The organism is Pseudomonas sp. NPDC089422, from assembly GCF_044749405.1.
Lineage (GTDB): Bacteria > Pseudomonadota > Gammaproteobacteria > Pseudomonadales > Pseudomonadaceae > Aquipseudomonas.
In genome coordinates, this window is sequence record NZ_JBIVHW010000016.1 from 70,566 (window position 1) to 83,692 (window position 13,127).

The window sequence follows — 13,127 nt, forward strand, 5'->3', positions numbered from 1 at the left end:
TTTGGTCTTTTTTGGGTAAACAGTACCCAACTATGGGGAATCATCCCCGGGCAGACGCCATGAATAACCTGTAACTGATTGATTCATATTGATATGACGATTGGTTGATAGGCATGGCGGAGTTCTTGCAGGTATTCGCAGCAGGTAACGCGCGACAAAGGCGGCGGCAGCTGCCCGGGTGGGGTGGTATCAATTTGCTACTATCGGTAGCAATGCGGTGACCACCTTCTGAACGGACTCCCTGTACGGGAACGACGCGATGCAGATGCTGGATGAAGATGTTCCCGTGAAGCCCGCCGCGCTGCCCAGCAGCGGCCTGGCCGTGCCGCTTCGGGAGTTCAACCTGCTGCGCTGGTTCTCGGTGATCAGCCTGCTGATCATCACCGCGGTGGCCGGTGGCCTGGGCTACGTGTCGACCCGCTTCGTGGTCCGTGACAGCGTCCAGCGTGATGCCATGCTTACCGCCCAGTTCATCCAGTCGCTGGCCCTGGCCGAAGTGCGTCATTCGCAGCTGCCACCCGGCACCACCATGGGCGAACTGCTCAACCCGCGCCTGGATCAACAGCACCTGCAGGTCAGCCCGGCCCTGGCCGAGTCGACCCGGGCCGAGTTTCTCGACCACGTCGAGCACTTGCCTGATACCTTGCTGGCCATTGTCTATGCCCGTGACCGCACCATCGTCTGGTCCACCAACCCTGAACTGACTGGCGAGCGCATTGAAAACGACGGTGGCCTGAACCGCGCCTTCAGCTCGCGCAAGGCGGTGTCGGCCAGCTACCACAGGGTTGTAAAAGGCCATGAAGAGCAGAAATTCCTACGCGAGCCGAAATACCTGTTCATCGAAAACTACATCCCCCTGTTCGACAGTCAGGGCGAACAGGTCATGGCCATGGTCGAGATCTACAAGGAGCCGCAGGACCTGGTGCGGCGTATCCAGCGTGGTTACGTGCTGATCTGGGCCTCGACCCTGGTGGGCGGCGCGCTGATCTACTTCGGCCTGTTCTGGATCGTGCGCCGCGCAGCGTACATGCTGCAGCAGCAACAGGACCGGCTGGTGGCCAGCGAAACCTATGTGGCACTGGGCGAGATGTCTTCCGCCGTGGCCCATAGCTTGCGCAACCCGTTGGCCAATATCCGCTCCAGCGCCGAGCTGGCCGAGGAAATCGCCAGCCCGCTGGCGCAGAAGAACATCAATGACATCATCAGCCAGGTCGACCGCATGTCGCGCTGGGTGCGTGAGCTGCTGGTATCGCTGCGACCGGCCAGCGATACCGCCGAGGCGGTGGACCTGGTGGCGGCCATAGAAGATACCCACCAGGCCTTTGCCCAGCAGATCGAGCGCAACGGCGTGCGTTTCAGCTTCGAAGGGCCGCAGGTGCAGTGGGTGGCCAGCCAGCCCCTGCAATTGACGCAGATTCTCAACAGCCTGTTTTCCAATGCCGTGGAAGCCATGCCCAAGGGCGGCGTCCTGCATGCGCAGGTCAGCGTGCTGGATGGCCAGCGCGCGCAGCTGCTGCTCAGCGACACCGGCAAGGGCATGAGCCAACAGCAGGAAAGAATGGTGTTCAAGCCATTCTTCACCACCAAGCAGGGCGGCCTCGGCGTGGGCCTGGCCCTGGTCAAGCGGATCATGGAACGGTTTGGCGGCTCGGTCAGCCTGAGCAGCCGTGAAGAGGAAGGAACCCGCGTCAGCCTCACTTTCAATATCGCAGCGGGAGGGGACCATGGAGCACAGCATCCTGGTAGTTGAGGATGACGAAATCCTCGGCGACAACATTCGCACCTACCTGAGCCTCAAGGGCTTCGAGGTGACGCTCTGCCACAGTGCGGAGCTGGCGCTGGAACAGATCAAGCGGGCCCAGCCCGATGCGGTACTGACCGACAACTCGCTGCCGGGCATGAGCGGGCATGACCTGCTGCGTACCCTGGTGTCGCAGGCACCGGACCTCAAGGTGATCATGATGACCGGTTACGGCAATGTCGAAGACGCCGTGCAGGCCATGAAGGAGGGTGCGTTCCATTACCTGACCAAGCCGGTGGTGCTGGCCGAACTCAAGCTGACCCTGGAAAAGGCCCTGGCTGCCGAGCGCATGGAGCGCACCTTGTCGTTCTACCAGGAGCGCGAGGCGCAGAAGTCCGGGTTGCAGGCGCTGATCGGCGAATCGCCGGCGATGCTCACCCTCAAGCACACCTTGCATCAGGTGCTCGACGCCGAGCGGCGCATGGCCATGGACGACCTGCCGCCGGTATTGGTCGAGGGCGAGACCGGTACCGGCAAGGAACTGGTTGCCCGCGCACTGCATTTCGACGGCTCGCGCAGCAAGGGGCCGTTCATCGAGTTCAACTGTGCCTCGATCCCGGCCAATCTGCTGGAGGCCGAGCTGTTCGGTCATGAGAAGGGGGCGTTCACCGACGCCAAGGAACGCCGCGTGGGCCTGGTGGAAGCGGCCGATGGCGGCACGCTGTTCCTCGACGAGATTGGCGAGATGGACCTGGTGTTGCAGGCCAAACTGCTCAAGTTGCTGGAAGACCGCAGCATCCGCCGCATCGGTGCGGTCAAGGAACGCAAGGTCGACCTGCGGGTAATCAGCGCCACCAACTGCAACCTCGAGCAGATGGTGCAGCAGGGCAAGTTCCGCCGTGACCTGTTCTTCCGCCTGCGCATCATCGCCCTGAAAGTGCCGCGGCTGTATGCTCGGGGCCAGGATGTGCTGTTGCTGGCCCGGCATTTCCTGGCGCACCACGGGCGCCGCTACGGCAAGCCGAACCTGCGTTTCAGCGCCGAGGCCGAAGCCTTGATGTTGAGTTACAGCTGGCCGGGCAATGTTCGCGAACTGCGTAACATGCTGGAGCAGACCGTCCTGTTGGCGCCCAATGAGGTGGTGCAGGCACATCAGCTGAACCTGTGCATGACCTTGATCGACGAACCGCTGGTGCCTCAGCCCACGGCGACCGTGTACGAACTGCCGCGGCATGAGCCGGAGCCGGGTACCAGCCTGCCAGACATGGAGCGCGACTTGGTGTGCAAGACCCTGGACCGTACCGACTGGAATGTCACCAAGTCGGCGCGGATGCTGGGCCTGTCCCGGGACATGCTGCGTTACCGTATCGAGAAGCTAGGGCTGACCCGGCCCGACAAGCGCCAGTGGTAGACCCCAAGGCCGCTTGAACAGCTGAACGAACATCCTGGGGGAGCGGGTAGGTCTCAGTTGTCGTTCAGCTTGGCTGGTGGGCTTTGCGGGGGGTAGGGCTCTTACCTGTGTTGGGCCCTACCCGTGATGCTCAGGTGCCATCACCCCGATCAGCGGTCATACCACCGTCGAAAGCGCCATGATGAAGATGATGCCGACGATCGACAGGATCGTCTCCATCATGCTCCAGGTCTTGAAGGTTTCAGCCACGGTCATGTTGAAGTACTGCTTCACCAGCCAGAAGCCGGCGTCATTGACGTGGGAGAGGATCAGCGAGCCGGCGCCGGTGGCCAGCACCAGCAGTTCGCGGTTGACCCCAGGCACCAGGTCGATCACCGGGGCGACGATACCGGCGCCAGTAATGGTCGCCACGGTCGCCGAACCGGTGGCGATGCGGATCACCGCCGCCACCAGCCAGGCCAGCATGATCGGTGAAATTTCCGCCTGCACGGCCATCTGCCCGATCACGTTGCCTACGCCGGTATCCACCAGCATCTGCTTGAAGCCGCCACCGGCTCCGACGATCAGCACGATGGCCGCTGTCGGCGCCAGGCTCTGGTCGAGCATCTTCATGATCTGCTGGCGGCTGAAGCCGCGGGCCGAACCGAAGGTGTAGAAGGCCAGCAGCAGGGCGGCGAGCAAGGCGGTGATCGGGTGGCCGATCAGGTCCATCCACTGGCGGATGATGTGCTCGGCCGGCAGTACCACGTCGGCGAACGTCTTTAGCAGCATCAGCGCCACGGGCAGCAGCACGGTGACCAGGGTGATGGTGAAGCTTGGCAGGTTGCTCTGGTCCGATTCCTTGGCGATCTGGTCCATCAGTTCCTGTGACGGGTTGCCGGGGATGTAGCGGGAAATGAAGTTACCGAACAGCGGGCCGGCGATGATCGCCGTGGGCAGCGCCACCAGCAGGCCATAGAAGATGGTCTTGCCGATGTCGGCGTGGAAGATGCCGATCGCCAGCAGCGGGCCCGGGTGGGGCGGGACCAGGCCATGCACCACCGAAAGGCCGGCCAGCAGCGGGATGCCGATCTTGACCAACGACACACCCGAGCGCCGGGCGACGATGAACACCAGCGGAATCAGCAGCACGAAGCCGATCTCGAAGAACAGCGGAATGCCGACCAGGAAGGCGGCGAACATCATCGCCCAATGCACGTTCTTCTTGCCGAAGGCGCGGATCAGGGTTTGCGCGATCTGGTCGGCGCCGCCGGAGTCGGCCATCAGCTTGCCGAGCATAGTGCCCAGGGCGAGGACGATGCCGACGAAGCCGAGCACGCCACCGAAACCGTCCTGGAACGATTTCATCACCTTGGCCACCGGCATGCCGGAGGTCAGGCCGAGGAAACCGGCGGCCAGGGTCAGGGCGACGAAGGGGTGGACCTTGAAATGGGTGATCAGCAGGATCAGCCCGACGATGGTGACCAGCGCGTCGAGCAGCAGGTAGGTATCTGTAGCCAGTCCGAACATGGTTTTGATGCCTCGGTCTTATCGTTGTTTTGGGCGTAGCATTTATTGAACTTTCGCCGCCATCAGGCGTCGAGACAGCGCTATCTTTGGTGAGCCGGAAAAGCCGCCGGTTCAGGCAGTCCGCGCCAGGTTCCGCTCACCGCAGGGCTTTAGCCAGGTGTCGACCGTTTCGGCGAGCACCGCAATCGGCAGGGTGGCGTCCAGCGGCAGGGTCAGGGGTTCGCCCCTGGGTGACTCGAGGGCAGCGAACTGGCTGTCGATCAGGCTGGCCGGCATGAAATGGCCGGGGCGGGCGAGCACGCGCTTTTCCGCTTCTGCGGGGGTGAGTTCGAGGAACACGAACACCAGCTCTGGCATCGCTGCGCGCAGGGTGTCGCGGTAGCGGCGCTTGAGCGCGGAGCAGGTGAGGATCGGCCGTTCGCCGGCCTTCACCGTCGCTTGCAGCTCCTGGCCCAGGCGCACCAGCCAACCGGCGCGGTCATCGTCGTCCAGCGGGATGCCGGCACTCATCTTGCGAATGTTTTCGGCAGGGTGGAATGCGTCGCCTTCGATCAGGCGACCGCCGCTTCGCTTGGCAATGGCATCACCGACGCAGCTTTTGCCGCAGCCGGCCACGCCCATCACCACGATGGCGGACAGGGGAGAATTCATCAGTACCTCCTGCGGGGTGAGATAGCGCTGTCTCGTCGCGGACGAAACGCCACCTCCCCGGTGTTATTGATCTTGTCCTTACGCAGTATGGACGCTTGGCAGCGTGCTGCAGTGGCCACTACCAAAGATTACATTGCCTGCGTCCTGAGACAGCGCTACCTTAGTGGCCGTTCCCCATTCCTGCAAGTAGTAAAATTACAACATCCATGTCCCGCACAGGCTCTCGTACCACAGGTCGTCCCACGCTGGCTGAAGTTGCCAGGCTTTCCGGGGTCTCCCCGATTACCGCTTCGCGCGCATTGCGCGGGGTCAGCACGGTTGCCCCGGAACTGGTGGAAAAGGTCATGGCCGCTGCTGCGTCCCTGGGCTACGTCGCCAACCCTGCGGCCCGGGCGCTGGCGTCGGCGCGCAGCCAGTCGGTGGTGGTGCTGATTCCGTCGCTGTCCAACCAGCTGTTCATCGACACCCTGGAGGCCATCCACGAGGTGATGCGCCCGCGTGGGCTGGAAGTGCTGATTGGCAACTATCACTACGACCTCGACGAAGAAGAGAACCTGATCCGCAATTACCTGGCCTACCAGCCTTGCGGCATGCTGCTCACCGGCTTCGATCGCAGCGACGCGGCGCGGCAGATGCTGGTCGCCAGCGGCGTGCCTTGCGTACACATGATGGAGCTGGGTGGTGAGGCCGGCGCGTTGTCGGTGGGCTTTTCCCAGCAGCAGGCCGGGCGTGCCGCGGCAACGCACCTGATCGAGCGTGGCCGGCGGCGCCTGGCGTTCATTGCCGCGCAACTCGACCCCCGGGTGATGCAGCGCGCCGAAGGCTTCCGCCAGGCCCTGGCCGAGGCCGGCATGCAGGCCACCGAGCTGGAGATTCTGGCGCCGCAACCGTCGTCCATCGCACTGGGCAGTGAACTGTTCAGCCAGCTGCTGGCGCAGGCTCCCGATGTGGATGGCATCTTCTTCTGTAACGACGACCTTGCCCAGGGCGCGGTGTTGCAGGCGTTGCGTCAAGGCATCGAGGTGCCGCGCCAGGTGGCCATGGTCGGCTTCAACGACTTGCCTGCTTCGGCGCACATGGTGCCGCGCCTGACCTCCATTCGCACCCCACGGGCGGCCGTTGGTCGGGGAGCCGCCCAGGCACTGCTGGCGCTGCTCGATGGCAAGCGGGTAGCGACCGAGCAGCAGGACCTGGGCTTTGAACTGATGGTGCGCGAGAGTTCATGAGGTTTTTCAGAAAGCGTCGCTAACTGGTTAATCACAAAGTGATATCAAGTTGCTTGCACGGTAACAAAGCCGATCTATGCTCAGAAAACCCTGGGCATGAAGGATCCTGGCGCCATGTTCGATTTCCACCGCAAGTCTGATTTGATAGAGATTCAGCGCACCCGCAAGGCCCTGGTCGAGACCCAGGCCAAGCTTGCCGCGATCAGCCGCTGTATGGCCATGATCGAGTTCGCCCCCGACGGTACCATTCTCGACGCCAATGCCCAGTTCTGCCAGGCCATGGGCTACGACGTCGACGAACTGCGCGGCAAGCACCACCGCCTGTTCTGCGAACCAGGCTACGCCAAGAGCGCAGAGTACCAGCAACTGTGGCATGAACTGGGGCAGGGCAAGGCCATCAGCGGCACCTTCGAGCGCGTCGACAAGGCAGGCCGCGAGGTCTGGCTGGAAGCCAGCTACATGCCGGTGATCGACGATCAACAGCAGGTCACCAGCGTGATCAAGGTGGCGGCCGATATCAGCCAGCGGGTGAAGGACGAACACGAGAGCGAAAGCCTGCTCAAGGCCATTGGTCGGTCCATGGCCGTGGTCGAGTTCACGCCGCAGGGGCGGGTGATCAAGGCCAACCAGAACTTCCTCGCGACCATGGGTTATCGCCTGGAAGAAGTGGTGGGGCGTCACCATGGGCTGTTCTGCCTGCCCCATGAACGCGAATCCGGCGCTTACCGCGAGTTCTGGGCTTCACTCAATCGCGGCGAATACCACTCGCACCGCTTCGAGCGGATCAACAAGCAGGGCCAGACGATTTACCTGGAGGCCTCGTACAACCCGATCTTCGACAGCAAAGGGCGCTTGTACAAGGTGGTCAAGTTCGCCAGCGACATCACCGCGCAGGTCAGCACCCAACAGAGCGCCGCCGATGCGGCCCATGCCAGTTCGGTGCAGACCGATGCCTGCGCGCGCAAGGGTACCGAAGTGGTGCAGCAGACTGTGGAGGTCATCGAGCAGATTTCCCAGGAGCTCAATGACGCCGCGCGCAGTATCGATGCGGTGAGCAAACAGTCGGATGTCATCGGGCAGATCGTGCTGACCATCCGCGGCATTGCCGACCAGACCAACCTGCTGGCCTTGAACGCAGCCATCGAGGCGGCCCGGGCCGGCGAGCATGGCCGCGGCTTTGCCGTGGTGGCCGATGAAGTGCGCAGCCTGGCAGCGCGCACCAGCAAGGCGACGCTGGAAATCGTCGATGTGGTGCGCCAGAACCACGACCTGTCGCTGACCGCCGTGGCCAGCATGCAGTCGAGCCTGTCACGCACCGGGCGTGGCGTGGCCCTGGCCAACGAGGCGGGAACGGTGATCATGGAAATCCAGCAGGGTTCCCGTCACGTGGTCGACGCCATCAGCCAGATCAACTCGACGCTGCAATTGCACTGAGGGTGTCGCCCAGTTCCCGCAGCAAGGCCTGCAGGCTCGCTTCCAGCTGCAGGTGCAGCGAGTCTGTCGGTAGTCCCTGGTCATGGGCCTGTTCAATGGCTTCGCAATCCTTGACCACCCCGCGTACCCGCAGCATCTTCGCCCCCCCTTTGATCCGATGGGCGAGTGCGCGCAGCGCCTCGCGATCGCTGGCGGCATCCAGGGCTTGCAGAGCGGCCAGGTCTTCGCGGGCACTTTGCGTCAGTTGTTCGAGCAGGCGCCGGGTCAGCTGCTGGTCATTCTGGGTCAGGTGGTGCAGCTCGTTCAGGCAGAAACCACTGGCGCTTGGTGCGGCTGCATCGGCGATGGCACGCGCATGAGGCAGGTGCGCCTTCAGTGTCTGCAGCCCGATGGGCTTGAACAGGCAGTCGTCCATGCCGCTCTGCAGGCAGCGTTGGCGCTCTTCGGCCTGGGCATTGGCGGTCACGCCCAGAATATTGCAGGCGGGCAGCCCGCGTTCTTGCTCGCGTTGCCGAATCCTGCGGGCCAACTCGTGGCCGTCCATCACCGGCATGCTGCAGTCAGTGATGACCAGGTCAAAGGCCTGGGTTTGCCACAAGGCCAGCGCCGCTTCACCATTCTCGGCCAGCGTCACCTGGTGACCGAGGCTGTGCAGCTGCTTTTCCAGCAGCAGCAGGTTGGCAGGGTAGTCATCGACCACCAGCACCTTCAGTGGCCCGCTTTCGGCTTGGTCGGTGACTGCATTGTGTTCTGCGGGCGCGGGTGGCGCGCTCAGTGGCAGCGGCAACTGGACGAGCACACGGGTGCCGATGCCTTCCACGCTTTGCAGGTCCAGCCTGCCCCCCATGAGTTCGGTCAGGGTCCGGCTGATGACCAGGCCAAGGCCCGCGCCTTGGCTCGCCCGTGGGCCTGACGCCTGGGTAAAGGTGTTGAACAGCCGGGCCTGATCCTGGACGGCAATGCCGATACCCGTGTCGGTCACGCCCAGCTCGACCAACGCGGTGCCGCCTGCTGTCGAGGGTTTGAGCGCAAGGCTGACCTGTACGTCGCCACGATCGGTGAACTTGATGGCATTGCTCAACAGGTTGGAAAGGATCTGCTTGATCCGTAACGGGTCAGCCAGGACCCAGAGCGGCCCCGCTGGCAGCTCGTCTTGCAGGTGCAAGCCCTTTATCCGCGCGTTACCTTCGAACACGCGCAGGGTGCTGCGCAGCAGTTCGACCAGGTCGGTGGCCACCGGTTGCAGGGTCATGTGCCCGGATTCGATGCGGGAGATATCAAGGATGTCGCCGATCAGCCCGAGCAGGCCGATGGCGGAATCGTGGGCGGTCTGCAGGGTCTGGGTGTCGCACTGGCCAGAGCGGTTGTCTTCCAGTGCCAGCTCCAGCAGGCCTATCACAGCGTTCATGGGGGTGCGGATCTCGTGGCTCATGGTTGCCAGGAACGCGCTCTTGGTCTTGCTGGCCTGTTCTGCTTCATCCTTGGCCTGGCGCAGTTGCTCCAGCAGCCCGCGGCTGAAGGCCAGTTGGGCCTGTAGCGCGCGCTGAGCTTCGGTGCGCTGGTGGATCAGCTTGCGCAAGTAGCTGTTCCAGAACACCACGCCCGCCAGCAGCAGGGCTGATAGCACCAGCACTTGCAGGGCCAGCGTGCGGTAGTTGCGCCAGGGGCTGTCGCTGACCAAGGTGCTGGTGCGCCTGCGGTTTATCAACTGTTCCAGCTCTTCGGGAGGAATGCTCATCAGCGCCTTGTCGAGGATGGCCTGCAACTGCGGCAGGTCAGGGGCGACGGCAAAGGCGGCGACGGCCAGCTCGTCCCCCAGGACATCGGCGATACGCAGGCGCCCCTTGAACACCTGGTTGATGTAGTACGAGGCATTGATAAAACTGCTGTAGGCGGCGTCGGCGTCACCGTTCGCCACCGCTTCCATCAGGCCAAGGGGGTTGTTCACCTTGACCAGTTTCGCCTGCGGGAAGCGCTGAAGCACTTCGGCGCGAAGGTGGGAGCCTTGCAGCAGGGCAATACGTTGCCCGTTCAGGTTTCTGGCGTGCAGTGGCGAGGGCGCCTGGTCGCGCGTCACCAGCACCCTGGGGCTGACCAGGTAGGGGCGGGTATAGCGCAGCTGTGCTGCGCGCTCCGTGCCATAGCCCAGTGCCCCGATCATCTGTGCCTCGCCCCGTGCGACCTTTTCGACCATCTGCTGCACGTTGCCTTGCTCGATGAACCTGAACTGCAAGCCGGTACGCAGGGTGATCTGCTTGAGCAGGTCGACGGTGATTCCACTGACATGCTGCTCGGCGTCGTTGAACGTCAGCGGGGCCAGGGCCGTGTCGACCAGCACGCTGACCGTCGGATGTCGGGCTATCCAGTGCTTTTCTTCCTCCGTCAGCACGGACAAGTGACGTTCCAGCAGCAGGCTGGTATTGCCACTGCTCCAGCGGCGCAGGATGTTCAGGCGCTCGCTTTCGGTGATCCTGGCCATGGCGCTATCGACCAGGCGGCGCAGCCGCGGGTTGTCATTGGCGTAAGCGAAGGCAAAGTAGCCGGGCGCCACCTGGCAGAAATGATCGATCTTCACCCTGCCCTGGTAACTCTTGCCTATCTGGAAATCGGTACTGATGGCATCGCCCAGATAAGCGTCGGCCTTGCCCATTTCGACCGCCGCAAGGCCCTCCAGGGTCGAGCGGTAGAGGATCAGTTGTGACTTGGGGTAGAGGGCCCGGACAGTCTCGCTCGGCAAGTAGTGGTCGACCATCGCCAGGCGCAAGCCGGCCAGTTCTTTGCCCTGTTTCAGGGCGGCGTCCTCGCGCGTCACGATCACCGGCAGGTCGTCGGCATAGGGCAGGCTGAGGCTGAGCTGGGCATCGGCAGCTTCGAATCCATTTGAGCTGCCCAGCAGGTCGATGGTGCCAGCACGCAACGCGGCGATCGCTTCATGACGGCTGGCGAACCGCCTGACTTCGATCTGTACGCCCAGCTGCTCGGCGATCAGCCCGGCATAATCGGCGCTCAGGCCTTCGTAATCAGCCAGGCTGACGTTGATCTCGAAGGGTGGGTAATCCGGCCGTGAACTCCCCAGCAGCAACACGCCGCGCCGCTGCAACCACTGGCGGTCGGCGTCATCCAGTTGCAGCGGTTGCGCGGCGCTGGTGGCGCGTGCCAGCAAATGCCTTGGTTCACCCTCGGCAAGCGCCAAGAACGGGTAGCAGAGCAGGGCGATGAACAGGGTCAGGCCGGCCAGGACAGGTTTCATGCTACCCGCACGCTCAGTTGACTTGGTTGCGTTTGGCCAGATCAACCATTTCCACCAGTGATTCGGTCTTGAGCTTTTCCATGATGCGGCCACGGTAGGTGCTGATGGTCTTGGCACTGAGGTTCATGCAGGCGCCGATGTTCTTGTTGTTTTCACCCCGGCTCAGGCGCCGCAGCACTTCCATTTCGCGGTTGGACAGGCTGCCGAGGCGCTCTGGCTCGCTCTCCAGGGTATTGCTGTTCACTGACATCTGGGGGAAGGTGGAGTAGCCCTTGATCAGGGCCTTGAGGGCGAACACCACGGCTTCCAGGTCTTCGCCTTTGGTGACGAATGCACCGATGCCGGCATCCAGGCAGCGGCGCACGTAAAGGTCGGTGGCCTGCCCGGTCAGCACCATGATCTTGGGGGCCGGCTCCTGTTGTTGCAGGCGCTTGATGACTTCCATGCCATCGAGGCCGGGGAGCCCTATGTCCAGCAGCACCACATCCGGGCGCAATTCGCGCACCTTCTGCGCCACTTCGCTGCCATTGTCGACCTCGCCGACGATGCGAAAGCGCTCACGCTCGAGCAGTATGCGCAAGGAAAAACGAACGATGGCATGATCATCAACGATCAGCACGGTTGTCATGTCACTAACTCCTGTCGGAATGTGGTCGGTTTCCTGAAGCAATCAGGTATACGTCTGCAAGCTTTTTCTGCTGTGCGGCACGATACGACCATTCCGGACCCATGGTAATGGCGAGTATAGATGTGTTGAACAAGCGAGCCGGTATTGTGGAAATTTCCTACACGGCCGCCGTTACAGACACCGTCAGAAGTGGCGGTGCCTGTGTTAGCGGAGGGTCAGGCGCAGGTCGGGTGAGGCTTCAGGACCCGCTGGGTCGAGGCGGGGTTGTTGCTCAAGGCCTGGCCAACCCGCGTCGGGCGGGCCAGCAACTGGCCGCCGCAATTCGGGCAACGTCCCTGCAAGCGGTGGTCTGCGCAGTTGCGGCAGAAGGTGCATTCGAACGAGCAGATCAGGGCGTCAGGGCTATCGCCCGGCAGATCGGCATCGCAGCATTCACAATTGGGGCGCAGTTCCAGCATGGGTATCCCTCCGGTCTGGTGGAATGCGCAGTCTGCTCCGCCCCTCGTCAGCTTGGCAATGCTAGTCGCCGGGGCGGTACAGGTGGGCGTGGCCGGCGCGGTACAGCGCCGACTCGGTGAACGGCGCATCGCCTAGCACATGGCCGACGAGGATCAGAGCGGTGCGCCGGAAACCCTTGCTGGCAACCTGTTCGACGATATCGGCCAGGGTGCCGCGCACCCAGTCCTGGTCCGGCCAGGTGGCACGGTGAACCACTGCGATCGGGCAGTCAGTGCCGTAGTGGGGCAACAGTTCTTCGACAATGCGTGGCAGGTGCCTGACCCCGAGGTGAATGGCCAGGGTGCTGCCATGCCGCGCCAGCTCACCGAGCTGTTCGCCTGCGGGCATGGGTGAGCTGTCGCCGTAGCGGGTGAGGATGACCGTCTGCGCCACTTGCGGCAGGGTCAGTTCGCAGCCGAGCAGCGCCGCGCTGGCGGCAGTGGCGGTGACGCCGGGAATGATCTGGTAGTCGATGCCCAGTTCGCGCAGGTGGCGGATCTGTTCGCCGATGGCGCCATACAGGCTGGGGTCGCCACTGTGCACCCGGGCCACGTCCTGACCGTTGGCATGTGCGGCGCGGATGGCGTCGATGATTTGCTCGAGGTGCAGTTCGGCACTGTTGATGACCGTCTCGGCCTGATGCCCTTCGAGCACCGCCGCGGGTACCAGCGAGCCGGCATAGATGATGACCGGGCACTGACGGATCAGGCGTTGTCCCTTGACCGTGATCAGTTCCGGGTCGCCGGGGCCGGCGCCGATGAAGTAGACCGTCATGGCAG

At 63.2% G+C, this 13,127-nt stretch carries 9 protein-coding genes and 2 pseudogenes; 5 read left to right on the forward strand and 6 right to left on the reverse strand.

The window, feature by feature from the left end; genetic code table 11:
• The first annotated feature begins 259 nt into the window (after positions 1–259).
• Both ACIPZ8_RS25065 and ACIPZ8_RS25070 read left to right on the forward strand, forming a co-directional pair.
• Positions 260–1,750: a sensor histidine kinase gene (locus tag ACIPZ8_RS25065; RefSeq protein WP_400729018.1), complete on the forward strand. Its 1,491-nt coding sequence runs from the start codon at positions 260–262 to the stop codon at positions 1,748–1,750.
• Positions 1,725–3,152 carry a sigma-54-dependent transcriptional regulator gene (locus ACIPZ8_RS25070; protein WP_400729021.1) on the forward strand — a complete coding sequence of 476 codons (1,428 nt, stop codon included), beginning with the start codon at positions 1,725–1,727 and terminating at the stop codon, positions 3,150–3,152. Before ACIPZ8_RS25065 ends, ACIPZ8_RS25070 begins: the two co-directional genes overlap by 26 nt.
• 156 nt (positions 3,153–3,308) lie before the next feature.
• On the opposite strand, the gene ACIPZ8_RS25075 is transcribed toward ACIPZ8_RS25070, so the two are convergent.
• Together ACIPZ8_RS25075 and ACIPZ8_RS25080 are read right to left on the reverse strand one after the other, a co-directional pair.
• On the reverse strand, positions 3,309–4,661 hold the full coding sequence (locus ACIPZ8_RS25075) for a GntP family permease (RefSeq protein WP_103447493.1): 1,353 nt from the start codon (positions 4,659–4,661) through the stop codon (positions 3,309–3,311).
• Between the two features lie 111 nt (positions 4,662–4,772).
• Positions 4,773–5,312, reverse strand: a complete 540-nt coding sequence (locus tag ACIPZ8_RS25080) for a gluconokinase (protein ID WP_400729025.1) — start codon at positions 5,310–5,312, stop codon at positions 4,773–4,775.
• Between the two features lie 206 nt (positions 5,313–5,518).
• Here ACIPZ8_RS25080 and ACIPZ8_RS25085 point away from each other — a divergent pair, with 206 nt between their 5' ends.
• The 3 genes and pseudogenes from ACIPZ8_RS25085 to ACIPZ8_RS25095 all read left to right on the forward strand — a co-directional run.
• The gene (locus tag ACIPZ8_RS25085) at positions 5,519–6,538 is read left to right on the forward strand and encodes a LacI family DNA-binding transcriptional regulator (RefSeq protein ID WP_400729028.1); all 1,020 of its coding nucleotides are present in this window, start codon (positions 5,519–5,521) and stop codon (positions 6,536–6,538) included.
• 219 nt (positions 6,539–6,757) lie between these two features.
• A pseudogene (locus ACIPZ8_RS25090) lies at positions 6,758–7,435 on the forward strand (PAS domain-containing protein); the annotation flags it as partial.
• Positions 7,436–7,540: 105 nt separating this feature from the next.
• A pseudogene (locus ACIPZ8_RS25095) lies at positions 7,541–7,972 on the forward strand (methyl-accepting chemotaxis protein); the annotation flags it as partial.
• Here ACIPZ8_RS25095 and ACIPZ8_RS25100 read toward each other — a convergent pair.
• The 4 genes from ACIPZ8_RS25100 to cobM form a co-directional block, all read right to left on the reverse strand.
• The gene (locus tag ACIPZ8_RS25100) at positions 7,947–11,222 is read right to left on the reverse strand and encodes a transporter substrate-binding domain-containing protein (protein ID WP_400729031.1); all 3,276 of its coding nucleotides are present in this window, start codon (positions 11,220–11,222) and stop codon (positions 7,947–7,949) included. The pseudogene ACIPZ8_RS25095 and the gene ACIPZ8_RS25100 sit on opposite strands and share 26 nt — an antisense overlap.
• Before the next feature lie 13 nt (positions 11,223–11,235).
• Positions 11,236–11,850, reverse strand: a complete 615-nt coding sequence (locus ACIPZ8_RS25105) for a response regulator (RefSeq protein WP_400729034.1) — start codon at positions 11,848–11,850, stop codon at positions 11,236–11,238.
• A 215-nt stretch (positions 11,851–12,065) separates the two neighbouring features.
• The gene (locus tag ACIPZ8_RS25110; RefSeq protein WP_400729037.1) at positions 12,066–12,308 is read right to left on the reverse strand and encodes a DUF1272 domain-containing protein; all 243 of its coding nucleotides are present in this window, start codon (positions 12,306–12,308) and stop codon (positions 12,066–12,068) included.
• Positions 12,309–12,369: 61 nt separating this feature from the next.
• On the reverse strand, positions 12,370–13,122 hold the full coding sequence (gene cobM / locus ACIPZ8_RS25115; RefSeq protein WP_400729040.1) for a precorrin-4 C(11)-methyltransferase: 753 nt from the start codon (positions 13,120–13,122) through the stop codon (positions 12,370–12,372).
• Between the last annotated feature and the right edge of the window lie 5 nt (positions 13,123–13,127).

Bases quoted from the DNA above. Each gene is read 5' to 3' on its own strand.
- ACIPZ8_RS25065 (WP_400729018.1), top strand. From the start codon at position 260: ATGCAGATGCTGGATGAAGATGTTCCCGTGAAGCCCGCCGCGCTGCCC.
- ACIPZ8_RS25070 (WP_400729021.1), top strand. From the start codon at position 1,725: ATGGAGCACAGCATCCTGGTAGTTGAGGATGACGAAATCCTCGGCGAC.
- ACIPZ8_RS25075 (WP_103447493.1), bottom strand. From the start codon at position 4,661: ATGTTCGGACTGGCTACAGATACCTACCTGCTGCTCGACGCGCTGGTC.
- ACIPZ8_RS25080 (WP_400729025.1), bottom strand. From the start codon at position 5,312: ATGAATTCTCCCCTGTCCGCCATCGTGGTGATGGGCGTGGCCGGCTGC.
- ACIPZ8_RS25085 (WP_400729028.1), top strand. From the start codon at position 5,519: ATGTCCCGCACAGGCTCTCGTACCACAGGTCGTCCCACGCTGGCTGAA.
- ACIPZ8_RS25100 (WP_400729031.1), bottom strand. From the start codon at position 11,222: ATGAAACCTGTCCTGGCCGGCCTGACCCTGTTCATCGCCCTGCTCTGC.
- ACIPZ8_RS25105 (WP_400729034.1), bottom strand. From the start codon at position 11,850: ATGACAACCGTGCTGATCGTTGATGATCATGCCATCGTTCGTTTTTCC.
- ACIPZ8_RS25110 (WP_400729037.1), bottom strand. From the start codon at position 12,308: ATGCTGGAACTGCGCCCCAATTGTGAATGCTGCGATGCCGATCTGCCG.
- cobM (WP_400729040.1), bottom strand. From the start codon at position 13,122: ATGACGGTCTACTTCATCGGCGCCGGCCCCGGCGACCCGGAACTGATC.